Annotated in this window: 15 protein-coding genes; 6 read left to right on the plus strand and 9 right to left on the minus strand. The window is 37.5% G+C overall.

Going from position 1 to position 19,775, the window contains the following annotated elements:
- Window positions 1-168 precede the first annotated feature (168 nt).
- The 9 genes from B9T28_RS05415 to B9T28_RS05455 all read right to left on the minus strand — a co-directional run bounded on the left by B9T28_RS05415 (window position 169) and on the right by B9T28_RS05455 (window position 12,772).
- Window positions 169-1,761: a BCCT family transporter gene (locus B9T28_RS05415; protein WP_252053495.1), complete on the minus strand. Its 1,593-nt coding sequence runs from the start codon at window positions 1,759-1,761 to the stop codon at window positions 169-171.
- A gap of 498 nt (window positions 1,762-2,259) precedes the next feature.
- Window positions 2,260-3,780 carry an HAL/PAL/TAL family ammonia-lyase gene (locus B9T28_RS05420; RefSeq protein ID WP_086202923.1) on the minus strand — a complete coding sequence of 507 codons (1,521 nt, stop codon included), beginning with the start codon at window positions 3,778-3,780 and terminating at the stop codon, window positions 2,260-2,262.
- A 283-nt stretch (window positions 3,781-4,063) separates the two neighbouring features.
- Window positions 4,064-5,335, minus strand: a complete 1,272-nt coding sequence (locus tag B9T28_RS05425; RefSeq protein ID WP_086202924.1) for a Glu/Leu/Phe/Val family dehydrogenase — start codon at window positions 5,333-5,335, stop codon at window positions 4,064-4,066.
- Between the two features lie 82 nt (window positions 5,336-5,417).
- Entirely contained in the window at window positions 5,418-6,341 is a 924-nt protein-coding gene (gene hutG / locus B9T28_RS05430; RefSeq protein ID WP_086202925.1) for a formimidoylglutamase, read from the minus strand.
- Between the two features lie 49 nt (window positions 6,342-6,390).
- Complete coding sequence (gene hutI, locus B9T28_RS05435; RefSeq protein ID WP_086202926.1) at window positions 6,391-7,596, minus strand: imidazolonepropionase; 1,206 nt, start codon at window positions 7,594-7,596, stop codon at window positions 6,391-6,393.
- A gap of 163 nt (window positions 7,597-7,759) precedes the next feature.
- Window positions 7,760-9,427: a urocanate hydratase gene (gene hutU, locus B9T28_RS05440; RefSeq protein ID WP_171263465.1), complete on the minus strand. Its 1,668-nt coding sequence runs from the start codon at window positions 9,425-9,427 to the stop codon at window positions 7,760-7,762.
- 241 nt (window positions 9,428-9,668) lie between these two features.
- Entirely contained in the window at window positions 9,669-10,253 is a 585-nt protein-coding gene (locus B9T28_RS05445; RefSeq protein WP_086202928.1) for a HutD/Ves family protein, read from the minus strand.
- Window positions 10,250-11,005: a histidine utilization transcriptional repressor HutC gene (hutC, locus tag B9T28_RS05450; RefSeq protein WP_086202929.1), complete on the minus strand. Its 756-nt coding sequence runs from the start codon at window positions 11,003-11,005 to the stop codon at window positions 10,250-10,252. The genes B9T28_RS05445 and hutC overlap by 4 nt, the downstream gene beginning before the upstream one ends.
- A 504-nt stretch (window positions 11,006-11,509) precedes the next feature.
- The gene (locus B9T28_RS05455; protein ID WP_434057117.1) at window positions 11,510-12,772 is read right to left on the minus strand and encodes a putative solute-binding protein; all 1,263 of its coding nucleotides are present in this window, start codon (window positions 12,770-12,772) and stop codon (window positions 11,510-11,512) included.
- A gap of 435 nt (window positions 12,773-13,207) precedes the next feature.
- On the opposite strand from B9T28_RS05455, the gene B9T28_RS05460 reads away from it, so the two are divergent.
- The 6 genes from B9T28_RS05460 (at window position 13,208) to B9T28_RS05485 (ending at window position 19,727) form a co-directional block, all read left to right on the plus strand.
- Entirely contained in the window at window positions 13,208-13,807 is a 600-nt protein-coding gene (locus tag B9T28_RS05460; protein WP_086202930.1) for a 5-formyltetrahydrofolate cyclo-ligase, read from the plus strand.
- A 134-nt stretch (window positions 13,808-13,941) separates the two neighbouring features.
- Complete coding sequence (gene lon, locus B9T28_RS05465) at window positions 13,942-16,368, plus strand: endopeptidase La (RefSeq protein WP_086202931.1); 2,427 nt, start codon at window positions 13,942-13,944, stop codon at window positions 16,366-16,368.
- A gap of 126 nt (window positions 16,369-16,494) precedes the next feature.
- Window positions 16,495-16,872 carry a VOC family protein gene (locus tag B9T28_RS05470; protein ID WP_086202932.1) on the plus strand — a complete coding sequence of 126 codons (378 nt, stop codon included), beginning with the start codon at window positions 16,495-16,497 and terminating at the stop codon, window positions 16,870-16,872.
- Between the two features lie 566 nt (window positions 16,873-17,438).
- Entirely contained in the window at window positions 17,439-17,921 is a 483-nt protein-coding gene (rlmH, locus tag B9T28_RS05475) for a 23S rRNA (pseudouridine(1915)-N(3))-methyltransferase RlmH (protein WP_086202933.1), read from the plus strand.
- A gap of 114 nt (window positions 17,922-18,035) precedes the next feature.
- Window positions 18,036-18,812 (plus strand): dioxygenase family protein, encoded by a 777-nt coding sequence (locus B9T28_RS05480; RefSeq protein WP_086202934.1) that lies wholly within the window; start codon window positions 18,036-18,038, stop codon window positions 18,810-18,812.
- Between the two features lie 138 nt (window positions 18,813-18,950).
- On the plus strand, window positions 18,951-19,727 hold the full coding sequence (locus tag B9T28_RS05485; protein WP_086202935.1) for an META and DUF4377 domain-containing protein: 777 nt from the start codon (window positions 18,951-18,953) through the stop codon (window positions 19,725-19,727).
- Window positions 19,728-19,775: the final 48 nt, after the last annotated feature.

Here is a 19,775-nt window from a genome sequence, read left to right on the forward strand (position 1 = left end):
ATGAGTTTTAAATGCAATTTTGCTTAATAAATAAATTGTGTCTGAATAGCAAAGCTAAAAGTTTACTGACATATATGGTTTATTCCTTGAAATAGCCCCCCCCTAAAAAGGAGGGCTAGGAATTATGCAGGAAGCCTTAAATTTAGATTAGATAAAATCTGTTGATCATTACTCAATCGGTTTGTCGTAGAAAAAGGTTTTGATAATTGAAACCAGTTGCAACATAAAAATAATGAGTACGCAGAATCCACCACAAGCAGCTAAATATTTAATGCCGTTAATGCCCTGTTCGCCCCCACCAAAAGCACTCATAATAATCGCAATTGAACCAATTAAAATACCCCAAATAATACGTTGGTATCCCGGTGCTTCTTCTCCAATTGGCACATTTTTAGTACACATTCCAGCGATGGTAGTCGTCATACTATTTGCAGCAACGGCATAAGCAAACAAACTCAAAACAAGAATCAGCGGAACGATCACCACACCCAATTTAAATGGCAGATGTTGTAAAAATGCCCATAAACCAGATACAGCACCATTATCTTTAATCACTTGTACCAAATTCACCGCACCGCTTTCTTGTAAAAACAATGCGGTACCACCCCAAATGGCAAACCAGACTAATGCAAAACATGAAGGTAAAATCCAGTTGATAATGATAAATTCTTTTATGGTACGACCATAAGAAATCATCGCCAAGAAAAGACCCATTAATGGTGCATAAGCAATCCACATTGCCCAGTCAAATAATGTCCACCACTGCGTTAATGCTTCACCACCAATATCACCAGTGTCCAAGCCCCATAGGAAGAAGTTATCCAACCAAATTGCCATGCCAGCAGTGGATGATTTCAGAATATAAATTGTAGGGCCAGTAATAAATAATAAAATAAGTAAGAAGTATAAAACCTTAGATTTAATACTTGCTAAAACCTTAAAGCCCTTATCCAAGCCTAAATATGATGAGAAAGTAAATAAGAAGGTGGTGAGTACCCCTAATGCGACACATAAAGTTGTGGTGATCTGAACACCGTACGCAATTTTTAAACCTGTTGCAACAACGGTTAATCCGGTACCTAAGCCCGAAGCTAAACCCAGTACAATTGCCAGTGTTGCAAGCACATCAATCACATCAGCCACAATTTTATTTTGAGCATATTTACCCAATAATGGCTCGAGTGTTGCTGAAACAGATAAGCCTCTTTTTTTATTGAAGTACATATAGGCGGCAATTAAACCCGATAAGGTATACATTGCATATGGTATGAAACTCCAATTATAAAATGAGCGACCCAGTGCCCAAATCGCAGTCGCATGGGTATGTGGTTCGACACCAATTTTATTGAGTTCACCATAAATATTGCCAAAGTAAATCAACGGTTCATTTGCACCATAGGTAATTAAACCGGTTGCAACACCACTACTGAGTGTCATCGCAAACCATTTACCAAAACTCATACTTGGCTTCGCATCTTTACCGCCAATACGAATCTGACCGAACTTAGATACTAATAATATTCCCACTAAAATCAGTGAAACCATGGCAACAATTTGATATAACCAGCCAAAATTTTGTAAAGACCAATTAAAAAATAACTTTGTCAGTGAGATCAGATCTTCACTATGAAAGATACCTAAAATTACGGTGGAAGAAACCAGTAAAAACATGGGAATAAACACACCCCAACGTACTGTTTTCATCTCGCTTGAAACATCGTCCAAACATTCTGTTTCCATCTCTTTTGAAACATCTTCCATATACTCATCCTTTTGTATCTTTTGGGAGTCAAGTCCATTAAGCATGTGAACTTTGTGCAAATAAAATTCCGTTATCTGCATTCTTAGCATGGATTATTGTTTTTAAATCAATCAAATATGACAATGGTTCAACTTCTCACTGCACAAAGCAGATATTAAAAACCAGCCAATAATTTTTATGATTGCTATTTAAATCCATTCACTCATCCATGTAAAAATGATCATCTTGTAGCACATGAATTACAGTATATGATTAATCATGTATATACAAGCAAAGTGCATTCAAATTTCCCAAAAAAACTGCCATTTTTAAACGTTTTTATAGTTTTATTTTTTTCTTTTAAATGGAAAAATAAATAAATATACATTCTTGATTCAATCCATTTCGAGTCAAAATAAAAATCGAATCTTAAATCTATATTCGTAGATGGTTGAAGCAGAATTGACTATTTCGACTGAAATAATCAATTCGGAAATTATAAAAAATTAAAACGTTATTTAATTCAATTGACCTATTTTACTTTCTACAATCTCAATAAGTGTTCCATCATGAATGATATTTTTTATTGTATTAATAAAACTATAAATATAGGTATCCTGACTTGGAATATTAATACTTTCACTCAATGCATTAATAATTTCCTGACATGCTAAGCTTCTCTTCTTATCTTTGGATAAAAATTGATGGCTATAATATCCAGATAACAACTCAATCGCTAAAATAAACTCTAATTTATCAACAATAGATAATGCTTTCTTAGAAGCATTATATCCCATCGCGACATAATCCTCTTGATTACCACAAGTAGGCGTATTATCGGTTGTTGCTGGATGAGATAATATTCTCATATCATTGAGTAATCCCACCTGAGTATATTGTGGAATCATTAATCCAGAATTCAAACCTGGTTCTTTAATTAAAAAATAGGGAAAACCAGACAAACTACCATCAACTAATCGGTTATTTCTACGTTCTGACATTTTCGCTAAATTCGTTGCAGCAATCGCTGCCGTATCCATGGCTAAACCAACATAAGATGAATCTGGATTACAGGCTGAAATAATCTCTTGTTCATCTAAGTCATGCCATACGATTGGATTATCACAGCAAGAATTCATCTCAATTTCTATTGTGACGACTGCATCATTAAAGATTTTTTTAACCGCGCCATGCAATTGTGGAATACAACGTAACGACAACGCATCTTGCAATTTCGTTGGATGCTTTTGCAAAGAAAATTCTGAATCTTTTAATAAACGACGAATGTTAGATGCGGTTTGGCTTTGTTCTGGATGTGGTCGTACCTGCATCACTCGCTCATCAAACGCGACTAAGATTCCTTCAAGCGACTCTAAGGTCAGCGCAGCAATAATATCGGCAGATTTAGCCGCTTTTTGCATATCATAAATTGCTAAAGATGCAAGTGCTGTAGTTGAAGTTGTACCAGAAATTAACGCTAGACCTTCTTTCGCCAATAGTTGAATCGGTTGAATAGCGACAGCCTGTAAAACTTCACTTGCCGCCTTTAATTGACCTTGATAAAAAATTTGGCCGTGCCCCATTAAAGTCAATGCAAAATGTGCTTCTGGTGCTAAATAGCCAACCGAGCCTTCTCTTGGCATCCATGGGATAAGATTTAAATTTAGAAACTGACGGATTGTGTCCAATACTTCAATGCGGACACCACTGTAGCCTTGCCCTAAGTTTTGTAGGATCATTAGCATGCAAGCACGAACCTGTTCTTCAGCGAATGGTTCACCGACAGATACAGCGTGGGACAAAATTAAATTCTTTTGGAGTTCAGCCGTTTGTTCTTGTGAAATTTTTTCTGAACATAACACACCAAAACCGGTGTTGATGCCATACATTAATTGATCACTTGCGATCATCTCTTCTAAAACTTCTCGCGATTTTTTAACCCGAGAAATATAGTGTTCCGAGAATACAACTGGTTTTTTAAAACGGGCAATTTGAATAAATGTATTTATATCAATTTTATCGCCTAGCATAATGTCCATATTGTGCCCTTACTTTCCAAGTTGTACGTTTTAATTAAAGTCACTCATCAATAATCGCTATTGATCTAAAATATCGAATAAAAAATAAATGCTGAAACCGAAATAGAATAATCAGTCTGTATAAAAACTGATGAAATGATGAATTATATAGAAGTGCTGATTTCCATTTTAAAATTGGATAAAAAGATCGCTCTTTTTATCCAACTTTAATGAAATGTCTGTTTGTTTGCACTCACCCTATGCAACGTGAAAACGGATAGAGTGAGTCATTCAAATCAGATATTTAGCCTGGGAAAATCCCGCGATCTTGACGTGCTTTCAAAATACGGTCACATGCTAAAATATATGCAGCCGTTCTTAAGCTACACACTTTGTCTTCAGCAGTTTGCCATACATCATGAATTGCTTTAATCATGAGTGCATCTAAGCGTTGATTCACTTCTTCTTCTGACCAGAAGAAGTTTGCCATCCCTTGAACCCATTCAAAGTAACTCACTGTTACACCACCAGCATTACAAATCACATCGGGTACAATCGTCACGCCACGTTCAAGCAGAATATCTTCAGCTGCTGGGTAAGTCGGGCCATTTGCGCCTTCTAAAACCAACTTAGCAGTTAAATTCTGTGCTCTTTCTGGAGTAATTTGTCCTTCTAATGCAGCAGGAACCAAAATATCCATGTCTACAAGCCAAAACTCATCATTGCTAATCGCTTGAGCGCCAGCAAATCCAGCTACACCTTGATGTTGTTCTAAATGTAATTTTAGAGCCTCAACATCCATACCTTCTGGGTTATGAACCGTTCCAGTATGGTCTTGAATAGCAACAATTTTAGATTGAGCATCAGCAAATAAGTAAGCAGCTTCGCTACCCACATTACCAAAACCTTGAACTGCAACTTTGGCATCTTTTAAAGGCAGTTGAATTTTTTCTGCAACTTGTTGGCCTGTAATAAACACACCACGACCAGTAGCTTTCACACGTCCTAAAGAACCACCTAAATGAATCGGCTTGCCTGTTACAACGCCCATTACCGTATGGCCTTGACCAGAAGAGTAAGTATCCATAATCCAACCCATAACGCGTGGATTCGTACCAACGTCTGGAGCAGGAATATCTTTTTGTGGCCCAATAATGTGGCTAATTTCACTGGTATAACGACGTGTTAAACGTTCTAACTCGCGTGCTGACAATGTTCTTGGATCAACACGTACACCACCTTTCGCGCCACCAAACGGTAAATTCATCACTGCAGTTTTAATGGTCATCCACGCAGACAATCCCATGACTTCATTTAAGTCTACATCTGGATGATAACGAATGCCGCCTTTACCTGGACCACGTGAAAGATTATGTTGAACACGATAACCTTCAAAATGACGGATTGAACCATCATCCATCACGATAGGAACATCGACAATCAAAGCGCGTTTAGGGCGCTTTAAAGTATCAATATATTCTTCAAGATGATCTAAATAGGGTGCTACACGATCAACTTGTGCTAAATAAGTTTGCCATGCACCATTACTGTCATCGATATACGATAAATTAGACATTATTCAACCTTAATGAATTTACAATCTGTTCAACTTTATAAATCAAACATCTGTTTAAATATGATTTACTACCTATTTAACTTTATAAATCAAATATGTAGTTAAATATAATATACGCAGCCAATTTCGCTGTTTTGTGATCCAAATCAAATATTGGATTACACTCCGCAATATCCAGTACTTTAATTTTTTCGGAGCACTTAATCAATTGTAAAATTGGATCAAAAACCGCTAAATCGATGCCTTTTACAGCAGGCGCACTTACACCAGGTGCAATGCTTGAACTAAATACATCTAAATCAATCGTAATATATAAATAATCCACTTTTTTAATAAAACGATTTACTTTTTCAAGCACACTTTCAATTTGTACAATATGCACATCACGATCGTAAATATATTCACAATTTAAACGATCTGCTGTTTCAAATAAAACTTTGGTATTGGCATGTTTTGCTACACCAATGCATAAATAATGAAACGGTTTTGAATTTTGTTTAGATAATTGCGCTGCTTGTAAAAATGGCGTACCTGATGATGCCTGCTCAGCTTCTCTTAAATCAAAATGCGCATCAAAATTAATGATGCCAATATTTTTTTCAGGTTCATGTTTTTGCAAATATTGAAATAAACCACTGAAGCTACCAAAAGCCACTTCATGACCACCACCCAAAACAATTGGATGTTGACCTTGGGCCAATGATTGTGCAACTTGATCTGCTAAACGTACTTGCGCTTGCTCCAACAAACCATCTTCACAAATCACATCACCATAATCGGCAATACTGATAGGTTGATGTACAGGTAGATTCGCCAGTTGTTTGCGAATCGCATTCGGTGCATCGGCCGCGCCAACTCTCCCCTTATTTCTCTGTACACCTTCATCTGAACTAAAACCAATCAGGGCAAAGTTCGCCGAATCTGATTGATTCATCACTTGAAAAATACGTCGATGGTTGACTGCTGTACCATCATTGCGTCCATTCCAATCAAATGTACTGGTCATTTTAATTCTCTACTCAAATCTTTCGTGCACTTTACTTAAACTTTAATATCTAAACGCTAATCTCTTGACCTTGATAAACAATGCGTTTCGATAAGTCGCCACCGAGCCAATAGGTTAATTCAGATGGATGCTCGATCTCCCACGCAACAAAGTCAGCAACCTTTCCTTGCACTAAACTGCCATGTGAGTCTTGCAGACCCAAAGCATGTGCTGCGTGAATCGTCACCCCTGCCAACGTTTCTTCAGGTGTTAGACGGAATAAAGTACTACCCATATTTAACATCAGACGTAAAGACAACACTGGCGACGTGCCTGGATTCAAATCTGTTGATAAAGCAATACGCACCTGATGTTGTTTCAAAAGATCCATCAGCGGTAATTTGGTTTCTCTTAGGAAATAAAATGCACCCGGTAATAACACCGCGACTGTGCCCGATGCAGCCATTGCTTTAACATCATCTTCAGTGATGTATTCAAGATGATCTGCTGACAAGGCTTGATAACGCGCTGCTAAGCTTGAGCCCGCTAAAGAAGACAATTGCTCTGCATGTATCTTCACAGGCAGATTTAAACGTTGGGCAGTTTTAAATACTCGTTCAACTTGTGCTGGGGAAAATGCTAAATACTCACAAAATGCATCCACTGCATCAACTAAACCTTCTGAATGCAACTTTGGTAACATTTCAGTGCAAATATGCTCAATATAAGCATCACTTTGCTCGTGATATTCTGGTGGTAAAGCATGTGCCGCGAGGCAGGTACTTTTAACGGTAATTGGTAGCCGTTGACCAATTTCACGAATAACCCGTAGCATTTTTCTTTCATTTATATAATCGAGTCCATAACCCGATTTAATCTCAATGGTGGTGACACCATCTTTAAGTAAACTTTTGACTCGTCTTAATGCACTATCAAGTAATTGTTGTTCTGTTGCTTCACGGGTCGCACGTACTGTACTCGCGATCCCACCACCTTGGGCTGCTATTTCTGCATAGCTCACACCTTGTAATCTTTGTTCAAATTCAATACTGCGGTTGCCACCGAAAACGCTATGCGTATGACAATCAATAAAACCCGGTGTTACCCAAGCTTGCTGTAAATCAATGGTTTCATCATATTGATCTTTAGCTAAATCCGGTTGAGATCCAATCCAATGAATAATATTCCCTAAAGTCACAATAGCCGCATTTTCAATTATGGAATATCGACCATTTTGCATGGTTGCGACATGACAATTGTGCCAAAGTTTTTTCATAACATCCGCCTTAGGCTTAATTTAGCTATATACCGTGATTTACTTTTTCTTTGTTCATGTTTTAGGAAACAGACCAATCCTTTGTTGAAATTGCTTCATCACAATTTCATAAGGTTGTTACCGAACTCATCGATAACAACCCACTTGATTTTTGAGGACTAAATTAACCATTAACCATTGGTAAGTTCAAACCTTGTTCGTTCGCACAATCAATTGCAATTTGATAACCTGCATCAGCGTGACGCATCACACCTGTTGCTGGGTCATTGGTCAGTACACGTGCAATACGTGCAGCTGCTTCATCTGTACCATCACAGACAATTACAACGCCTGAATGTTGAGAGAAGCCCATACCTACACCACCACCATGATGTAATGATACCCAAGTCGCACCACCTGCAGTGTTCAACAAGGCATTCAATAATGGCCAATCTGAAACAGCATCTGAACCATCTTGCATAGACTCTGTTTCACGGTTAGGGCTAGACACTGAACCTGAATCTAAATGGTCACGACCAATCACGATTGGTGCAGATAATTCACCACTGCGTACCATTTCATTGAATGCCAAACCGAGTTTCGCACGTAAACCTAGACCTACCCAACAAATACGTGCTGGTAAACCTTGGAAGCTAATGCGTTCACGTGCCATATCTAACCAGTGATGTAAATGTGCATCATCAGCAATGAGTTCTTTAACTTTCGCATCTGTTTTATAGATGTCTTCTGGATCACCTGAAAGTGCAACCCAACGGAATGGACCAATACCACGACAGAACAATGGGCGAATATATGCAGGAACAAAACCTGGGAAATCGAATGCGTTTTCTACGCCTTCTTCTTGTGCCATTTGACGAATGTTATTGCCATAGTCAAATGTTGCAATGCCTTGTGCTTGGAAATCGAGCATCGCTTGAACGTGTTTCGCCATCGACTGTTTTGCCACTTTGGTCACGACTTGTGGTTCTGTTTTCGCACGCTCTTTGTATTCGTCCCACGTCCAACCAATTGGTAAATAACCATTTAATGGATCATGTGCGCTAGTTTGATCCGTCACCATATCAGGGCGAACACCACGACGAACCAATTCAGGTAAAATTTCTGCAGCATTACCGCATAATGCGATTGAAATTGCTTTACCTTCAGCCGTATATTTTGCAATACGTGCTAATGCATCATCTAAATCAACAGCTTGTTCATCGACATAACGAGTACGTAAACGGAAATCGATACTGGCTTGTTGACACTCAATATTCAGTGAACATGCGCCCGCTAAAGTTGCAGCAAGGGGTTGAGCGCCACCCATACCACCAAGACCCGCAGTCAGTACCCAACGCCCTGTTAAGTCACCATTAAAGTGCTGACGGCCAGCTTCAACAAAGGTTTCATATGTCCCTTGTACAATCCCTTGGCTACCAATATAGATCCAAGAACCTGCGGTCATTTGACCGTACATTGCCAAGCCTTTGGCATCTAACTCATTAAAATGTTCCCAATTTGCCCAATGCGGAACCAAGTTAGAGTTTGCAATTAAAACACGTGGTGCATTGCTATGCGTTTTAAACACACCAACGGGTTTACCCGATTGAACCAATAATGTTTCATCATCTTCAAGTTTTTTTAGTGTTTCAACAATCTTGTCATAACATTCCCAGTTACGCGCTGCACGACCAATACCACCGTATACCACCAATTCTTTTGGATTTTCAGCAACATCTGGATCCAAATTATTCATTAACATACGCAAAGGCGCTTCAGTGAGCCAACTTTTTGCGTTGAGTTTATTACCACGTGGAGCGCGGATTTCTACATCACGAAATGGTGAACGAATTTCCGTTTCACTTAATTTAACCGAATTTGTCATTGAGCAGACTCCTTTCTTGTTGACTGCTTCATAGTGGGATCTACTATGAAAATTAAAATGCATTAACTTGTATATACATATATATACTACATAAAAATCCACTTTAAAAACCCTTTTTTTAATTATTTTTTATATCTATGATTTTTATGAATAAAAAAAAGATGCGTAATGAAAACCACGCATCTAAAAAGGTATAAATATAAGAGGTTTATGCTGAAAATAATTCAATCAAGCAAAAATTAAACTGATCTTCTGACCTAAAACTCAAAGATTTGGCTTGAGTAGGTACTGATGTAATCTCTAAAGTTTCATACTCATGCAAGGATTTCTTTATTCCATTCATTTCAATATCTAATCGTTTCCCCATATTAAATACAAGAACTTGCTTCGCATCACTCATGACTGTTGGCATCTGAACAGCATTAATCCATTGCAAGCGAGCAGCAATTTTCTGAGGATTGTAAATCAGATTAAAATCTCTGATTTCACCATCCAATAATTCGGCATAAACGTCACTTTCCCCATGAAATGCAATAAACTGTTTTTGTTCTAAGCTGGCTTTTTCACTTTGATCAATCTGTAAAGTCAGCCCCTTGCCTTCAAGTACCCCAAGAATACGTTGCTTATTTTTAAAATATGAAAATTGTCCTGCTGTTTTAACATCCGCAATCGATACACGCCAATCAAAATCATCCAAACCTTCACCATGACTTCTAGCGACTTCTAGCGTGAACCCCTGACCATTTTTCCAAGGCATTTTTTTATAATGCTGTTGTGTAAGCACTTGGATCATAGCGTAAATTTTCCTTCCAAGTGGTAACGATGACCTGGATAAATCAAACGCGCGCTAGAAATTAAATTTTTATTTGACCACGTTCTACGACGAATCAGCAAGCAAGGTTCAGCTTTATTAATCTTTAACCATTTCGCTTCTTGCGCTGAAACTAAAACAGCTTTAACAATATGTTCACCTTCGGTCACTGGTGCATGTGCCATGAGATAAGCATTCGGCGTAATTTGAGTGAAATCTTGTTTTAAATAATCTGGAACTAAAAATGAATTAACGAGTCGATCTTCTATTTGAATCGGAACATCATTTTCAAAATGTACAATAATCGAATGAAATAACGGATGACTCTCTTGCACCTGCATCTGCAAACTTTGTAAAGAATCTGCTTGGATACTTTCCAAAACCAATACTTCTGCACGATGCTGATGGTTACGTGCTGCAATTTCATCTGCAATATTATGAATCTGAAATAATGCCGTCTGCCCTTGGCTTTCTGCCACAAATGAACCCACGCCTTGCACACGAACCAGCATGCCTTCCGCGGTTAGTTCTCTGAGTGCTCGGTTAACCGTCATTCGGCTGCAACCGAGTTGATTCACCAATTCACTTTCTGAAGGGATCTTCTGGTTTGTTATCCACACGCCCTTATTAATTTGCGAGGCGATCAATTGCTTAACCTGCATATAAATCGGGATTGGGCTGTTTTCATCAATGGAAAGCGCTAAATCAGATTTAGGCTTCTTTGTATTAGACATATATATGCTCATTTATAAGACACTTATTTTAATTAGTTTACGCTGTACATAATTAAAGGTATATACATATAAATACAAGCAAATTTAATGCTTAACAATCCAGATTGATATTTAACCTTTTATTAGAGTGCTATGAAATAAAATAAAACGTATAAATCTATGAAATTCTTCTCCATCAACAATACCTTTGGAAGATTTGAGTATGAGCTTTTAATTGGAATCTACACGTAAATTGATTTTTTACATGATTTTATTAACAGAAATCTGGATATCTCTATGTAAACCAAGGTTTAAAAAATTTCCCACCTAAAAGATAATTTATAGTCAACAAGTCAAAACCAATACAATTTCTTTATTTTATAAAGCTTTACGTTAAAAAAATTGGTTGCAACCTTACTACAACCAATTGAATTATAATCACTAAATTAAATTTACTTTCAACTCTAAAGTTCCAAAGCAAAAGTAGAATGAGCACATATAAAAATTAGGTGCTCATCATTATCGTTACTCATCCGTTAGCGCACATTCAAAACTACTTGGATTTTGCCCACAACGTACTTTTTTCAGAATTTTCATCATTGAGGCATCATAAAAACCTTCTTTGGTCATTTGAATGCGTGCTTCACGCATAATTTTGATATAACCAGGTTTATCCGATTCATGAATATCCATCCAATATTTATCAGGGATATCATTCTCTATTTTTTCTACAAACTGAAAAGCTGGACTGAGTTGTTTCGAAATAATTTCACGCGCAATCGATCCCATACCAGCAGGGAATTTATTACGCTGCATAATTAAAGTACCAGTGACTTGAATCAATGGAAATTTAATAATTCCGCCAACAACTTTGCCTGATTTATCCGTCATGCCTTTATACAGTTCAAGCGGTTTAAATAATAGTGCAGGACCTGCCATCACCTCGACTTCTCTATTATTAAACTTTCCACCAACCGTCAACAAATCAACTGATACAGGTTGAGCCCCCACATTTTGCACTAATTTTTTCTGTGTTCCATCAAAGTTCATGACGGCTACTTTTTTACCTGCGGCTTTTGCTAGTGTATCTATTCGACGGTCATTGACCATAATATAAGCAGCACCAAGTGGGACGATACCCACAACCTCATAATCTTTATTGATCATTTTGGCATCAAATTCAGGACGAGCCAAAATCTGCATCACGGCGGTTAATTGCTTATAGTTTTGTACAGCTCCAATTGCATCAATACTGCCCACAAATGGGTTAAATTGACGCGCTCGGATGTTACTAATCCCTGCCCCATCACATTTTTTACTGCGAAAATCTTCAGTAAGTACCCGTTCATCGGTATAGACTTTTAAAGTAATGATTGTTGATGCTGTTTTTTTCAATTTTGGATAATTTAAATCAATATTCATTTGTAATTTTGAAGGACGGGTTAATTTCATGTCTACACCAAATTCTTTTGCAACAGATGCAATTCGGGGCAATTCACTAATATAAGTCGTCGCTTGTTCAAATGCCTCACCATTCACACCATCAGGCGAGTACACACATAATGTCACTTGTTTTGGAATTTGCTGCCAGACTTTTGGATCATCCATTAAGCTTTTAATTTTTTTCTTAGAATGCTCTGACAAAGTTAAATCAAGTTTTGCTGGGCTAGACGCTGCATAGGTAAAAGTAGTACATAAACTGACTCCTGATAAAATCAACGTCAGTAGTGAAACTTTAAATCCTTTTAATCGTAAAATATCGTGTGCGCTAAGCTTGGAAAGCATCATATTTTTTATCCTGTTTTTTTTTGTTTAACATCCATGACACATGACTTTAACTTCATTTCTACCTTATATAAACTGCCTTTAACTTGAATTGGCTTACATCATTCAAATTTTGTCAGAAAAGATAAACTTTATTAAACATGATGTTTAATTTAAAAAGGAATAACGATTATTAATCGTAAATACATCAACTAAATATGATGTCATTTTTTCAATCACAGCCCTAACTTTTAAAGTGAATCACTTTAATTTCTATTGCTTAAAAATATACATAAATATCAATACAATTAGTTAGCTATAGTAATTTTATAAAACTATTAATATAAATTTCACCACGACGTTAAAAGTATATTTTTATTGAGAAAAACCACTTTATTTCCTCTACCCAACTATTTTCAATTACAATTGCATCATTGAAGCATTATTAAATTTTCAAGTATGTCGAATCAAATTGCAGCCTTAAGACAAAAATTCAGAAAAAAACGTCTCAAGATCTCTACGTTTGAACAAAGGCAGTCTGAAAATACAATCCTCAATCTATTAAGGCAATATCCAGAATTTGAACATAGTCATAAAATTGGATTATATTTAAATGCTTTTGGAGAAATTTTTACCGATAAAATCATTACTTATTGTTTTACACGACATAAGGCTGTTTATTTGCCTATGATTTGTAATATGAACCAACATCTAGTTTGGGTTCGTATTACACAGCAACTTTATAAAAATAAACGTTTTTCGATGCATCGTTTAGGCATGCTCGAACCTATGTCGAGCCGTGGGCTGCATGTCTCTCAACTTGATTTACTCATTATGCCTTTACTCGCATGTGACCGATTAGGGACACGTATCGGGATGGGTGGTGGATTTTATGATCGCACTTTAGCATCTGCTCCGTACAAACCTTATCGTTTAGGTTTAGCGCATCATTTTCAACTCAGTAACACGCTGTTAACTCGCAATCCGTGGGATCAACCAATAGACGGATTGATCACACCAAGTTCAAGCTATCGCTTTAAACGTCATTTAGGTCAATAGAATTTAGCATGACCATTAAATAATCAAATAGTTAGCATTTTTTAAACATTTTATTTGGCAAAGCCCTTGTATTTTTTTAAATACACATCACTATAAAAACATGGCAACACCATTGTTACTCATTAGGAGTGCCCATGTCTGAAATTATTATGAATGAAACCAGCTTAGAACTACAAGTTCCAAGCGTATTACCACTTTTAGCGCTCCGCGATGTTGTGGTTTATCCACACATGCAAATTGCGTTATTTGTCGGTCGTGAAAAATCGATCAATGCAGTTGACGTGGCGCGTAACAGTGACAATTTAGTATTTGTAGTTGCACAAAGAGATTCGCTTACAGAAGAAATTGATCACGACAACCTGTATCAATACGGTACTGTCGCGAAGATCGTGCAAGTTGTGAATCATGAAAATGATGAAAACTGTATAAAAGTATTAATTGAAGGCTTACATCGTTCTAAACTGGTCAAAATCATCGAAAATGATGAGTATTTATCGGCTGAACATGCACCTAGCCCAATGACTGTATCGGTTGATCAAGATACCCAATTTGCTCGTATCGAAGAATTGCGTGCTTTATTTGCGCAATATGCTGAAGCAAAATTACGTAATGCACGTGAACTCATTGCTGCCGCAAATAAAATTGAAGATTTACTACAATTATTATTCTTTGTCGCAACACGTGTGCCTTTGAATATTGATATCAAACAAAAATTTTTAGAACATGATGAATTTGAAGAACATTTACAAGAGTTAATGATCTATTTGTTGCAACAATCTGAAGAACAACAAATTGAACAAACTCTGCATGACAGCGTAAAACGCCAAATGGAAAAAAATCAACGCGAATACTTCCTCAATGAAAAGATGAAGGTGATTCAGCGTGAATTATCCGATATGAACGGCGGTGCTGAAGACGACGTTGCTGAAATTGAAAAGCGTCTTGCTGAAGCTGACTTACCTGAACATGTGCGTAAAAAAGCTGAAAGTGAATTCCGTAAACTCAAAGCGATGCAACCTGCTTCAAGTGAAGCCGCTGTCGTTCGTAATTATGTCGAGGCAATTTTAGATACGCCTTGGAATAAAGCGAGCAAAGTGAGCATTAACTTGCCAAAAGCTCAGGAAATTTTGGATACAGATCATTATGGTCTAGATGAAGTTAAAGAACGTATTGTTGAGTATCTTGCGGTTCAATCACGTGTGAAAAAACTCAAAGGCCCAATCCTTTGCTTAGTAGGTCCTCCAGGTGTCGGTAAAACATCACTCGGTGAATCTATTGCCAAGGCAACTGGTCGTGAGTTTGTCCGTATGGCTTTAGGTGGCGTACGTGACGAAGCAGAAATTCGTGGTCACCGTCGTACTTATATCGGTGCGATGCCAGGTAAAATCGTGCAATCTTTGACAAAAGTCGGCGTGAAGAATCCTTTATTCTTGCTCGACGAAATTGACAAAATGGCACAGGACTATCGCGGTGATCCTGCTTCTGCTTTACTTGAAGTGCTTGATCCATCGCAAAACAGTAAATTTAACGATCACTATTTAGATCTGGATCTTGATCTATCTGAAGTCATGTTTATTTGTACTGCAAACAGCATGAATATTCCAGAAGCATTACTTGACCGTATGGAAGTGATTCGTCTACCGGGTTATACCGAAGATGAAAAAGTCAATATTGCAGACCGCTATCTAGTTCCTAAGGCCATTAAAAATAATGGTTTACGTGGCAAAGAATTGACCATACATGAAGAAGCGATTCGTGACATCGTGCGTCGCTATACACGCGAAGCTGGTGTGCGTAGCTTAGAACGTGAAGTCTCTAAGATTGCCCGCAAAGTGGTCAAAGAAGCCGTGAGCAAAAAAGCCAAAAACTTACATATCGATGTAACGACTGAAAACTTACCCGATTACTTAGGCGTACATAAGTTCGACTACGGTATGGCGGAAGAAGAAGCTCAAATCGGTCGTGTGAATGGCTTAGCTTGGACTTCAGTCGGTGGTGAGTTACTGTCTATTGAAGTTGCTGCTGTGAAAGGTAAAGGAAAATTCATCACGACTGGTTCACTCGGTGATGTCATGAAAGAATCCATTACTGCAGCGATGACCGTGGTCCGTACTCGTGCAGATGAACTTGGCATTGAAGCATCAAGATTTGAAGAAACAGATGTGCATGTACATTTACCTGAAGGTGCAACACCAAAAGATGGCCCATCTGCTGGTTTAGCACTGACCACAGCCTTGGTTTCTGCATTTACGGGAATTCCAATCCGTGCAGATATTGCGATGACAGGTGAAACCAACCTCGGTGGCCGTGCTATGCGCATTGGTGGCTTAAAAGAAAAACTTTTAGCTGCACACCGCGGTGGCATTAAACTGGTGTTCATTCCACAAGAAAACGTTCGAGATCTTGTGGAAATTCCAGACAATGTTAAAGAAGGTTTGGAAATTAAAGCCGTAAAAAATATCGATGAGATTCTTGCTTTAGCTTTAATTGAAAAACCAACACCTTTAGTCAAAGCACCAATTGTAAAAGCCGTTGATGAAGGTAAAGCAGCCCGTCATTAACAGATAAAATAAAAAAGAGAGCTTCGGCTCTCTTTTTTTGTTTCAAAAAGTACATTTCAGGATCATCTCAGCACATCGGCATAAAATATAAAGTTCAAATGTTCCCTATATAAAAAGGAATATCCCATGACCAATCCAGTCTGTTGGTTCGAAATCTATGTCAATGATATCGAGCGTGCTAAGCAATTTTATCAAACCGTCCTCAATATACAATTAAACCTACTCAGTTCTCCAACCGCCCCTACTATGCAAATGTGGGCCTTTCCATCGGATATGAATCAATACGGCACCACAGGCACATTGGTACAAATGGAAGGTATCTTAGCAGGAGGTAATAGCACCGTTGTTTATTTTTCAAGTCAAAACTGCGCAATTGAAGCAGCACGCGTTGAAAATGCAGGTGGAAAAATTCACCAAGATAAAATGTCGATTGGTGAATATGGCTTTATTGTTTTGGCCCTTGATACTGAAGGTAATATATTTGGAATACATTCAATGCAATAACACAAAGACTGTTCATGATTTAAATACTCAGTGAGCAGTAATTTTTTAAATAGAAAAGTTATGTTCTACTTAAAACTCTACTTGAAAAATATCTAATTAACGCCATATATAAATTAGTTAGACAACATCTACTGCTACTGTGATTTCAGTTTTTTTAACGCTTTTCTATTTCTCCAGAGAGAGAAGCGTTAAAACGCAGCCCTATTAACCCCTTTAGGACTGCGTTTTTTTATCCGTTAATGATTCTAAAACTCAGACAAAACAGACACGTCAAACCAATAATTTTTAATTTATTGCTAGCTAAAATTAACAACAACGCTTATTTTTTCAAAAACTTTTTTGCAATATCAATTAGTCAGCCCTGCACTCATTAATATCAAAAAATAAGCTCCTGATTATTCAAATTAAACTATCCATCAATAATCAAAATGATTTCGCATTTTTTACACTTATTTCATCTTTAAGCTGATGAATTAGTACTCACCTTTTAAATCGATACTTATATAACGCAACTCAATCTTCGATTCAACGTTATAATTGACTGAATATTTTAAATTGAAATTGTTATGAAAATTCGAATTCTGACCATTGGTCAAAAAATGCCTGCATGGGTACTGACTGGCTTTGAAGACTACTTCAAACGGATTCAACCTTTTGTACAGACTCAAATTATTGAATTACCGATGGCGAAACGTGGCAAAAATGATTCTGAAGCCGATATTTTGAAATACTGTCAAATCGAAGGCGATAGTATTCTCAATGCAGTTAAAAGTAATGAGGTTCTCATCGCTTTAGAAGTCGGTGGACGTGAATTTAGTACTGAAAAACTCGCTGAGACAATGCAAGGTTGGATGCTAGAGGGTAATGATATTGTCCTTGCCATTGGTGGCCCTGATGGTCACTCTGAGGCCGTACGTAAAGCGGCGGCATGGCATTGGTCACTCTCAAAACTGACCCTGCCACATCCTTTAGTTCGTGTCATGCTGATTGAACAACTCTATCGTGCTATGAGCATTAATCATAATCATCCTTACCACCGTGCAGGTTAAATACATCTACAGCAACGTTGCATTTTTAAAACAATACGTTGAATACTAAGTACTGTATTCACCTCCTTTTTTTCTGCATGATAGTATTCTGCTCTTCAGATTAGACGTATAGATATGAACTTACAAACTCTCCCTGGTTTATTTATTTCTCATGGTTCACCCATGCTTGCGCTTGATCCTGAACAAGTGGGCCCTGCACTACATCGGCTAAGCTTAAATCTACCCAAGCCTATCGCAATTGTGGTGATGTCGGCGCATTGGGAAAGTAATGCCTTAGAAGTCAGCACTGCCGTTCGTCCTGAAACATGGCATGACTTCCGTGGTTTTCCCGCAGAACTTTATGAAATGCGTTATCCAGCGCCTGGAAATTCAGAACTTGCAGAACAAATCCTGCATCTTTTAGCAGAGGCACACATACCTGCACACGCCAATAGTACGCGTCCACGTGATCATGGCGTGTGGATGCCACTATTACATATGTATCCTGAAGCTGATATTCCAGTCATCGAAATTTCTTTACCGATGCATATGAATGCTGATGAAATTTATAAAATTGGACAAACCCTTGCCATATTACGTGAGCAGCAAATTCTATTGATTGGTTCAGGTAGTATTACGCATAATTTAGCTGAACTTTCATGGCAAGGTCAGGATTCATCTGTTCCAGAGTGGGCATCAACCTTTAGAAATCATGTGGTCAATCAACTCAATCATAATCATTATGATGCTGTTTTAGCCTGGCAAACTCTTCCTTATATTAAGCGTAATCATCCGACCATAGAACACTTTGCCCCACTGTTTTTTGCAATGGGAACAGGACCTCGCTTTAGCATCGTCCACAGTAGTTTTTCGATGGGAGCTTTAGGCATGGACATTTATCGTTTCGACTAATGATAAGTTTTTGTAATTAATCGTCTAAATATTCGCTAGATAGATACATTTTGAAACTTAAAACCAAAAATTTATCCATATCTTTTAAAGGTTTTTACTTTAAGCTAATCTTAAGTTTTGTAAGAAATTATTTAAAAGATGAAATTCAAATATTTAGTCATTGCCTTATTCCCTTTTGCTTTGGCCGCTTGCCAATCTAGTGACATCAATACTGTCAAAGAGACTGCCGTGAAAGTATTACAACAGCAAAGTCATGCAGATCAAACACTTTCTGCTTATCAATGGTCATTTCAACCACAAGGTACAGATCAGCCAATCGTGTTAAATTTTGATGATCAACAACGTTTAAGCATTGCGACGGGTTGTAATAATCAAGGTACATCATGGAAAATTGAGAAAGGTCAAATTGTCACTGCTGATTTGATGTCAACAATGATGGCGTGTTCACCAGAGTTGATGAAGCAAGAACAATTCTCAAGCTCACTTTTTGCTAAACGTACGATTCCATTTATTTTAGATACACAAGATGTAAATAAACCAAGCTTAACGCTTCTAGATACAACAGGTCAAAAAGTTGTATTTGAAGGCAAAATGACGCCTGAAACTCAATATCAGAGTCAAGCTGAAATAATCTTCTTAGAAATTTCACCTGAAACGAAACAATGCTCTGGTGTTGCACCACAGGCCTGCTTACAAGTCCGTGAGATTAAATATGCAGAGAATGGTGTTAAATCACGTGTAGATCAAGATTGGACACTATTTTATAACCATATTGAAGGGTTCACTCATATCCCTTCTGAGCGTCAAATCGTTCGTGTAAAACGCTATGAAATTAAAAATCCAGCTGCGGATCAATCGAAATATGCTTATGTACAAGATATGATTATTGAACGTGAAACAATCACTAAGAAATAATCGCTGTATAAAAAACCGATGCAAATGCATCGGTTTTTTCTTTAGAAT

This window comes from Acinetobacter silvestris, from assembly GCF_002135235.1.
Classification (GTDB): domain Bacteria; phylum Pseudomonadota; class Gammaproteobacteria; order Pseudomonadales; family Moraxellaceae; genus Acinetobacter; species Acinetobacter silvestris.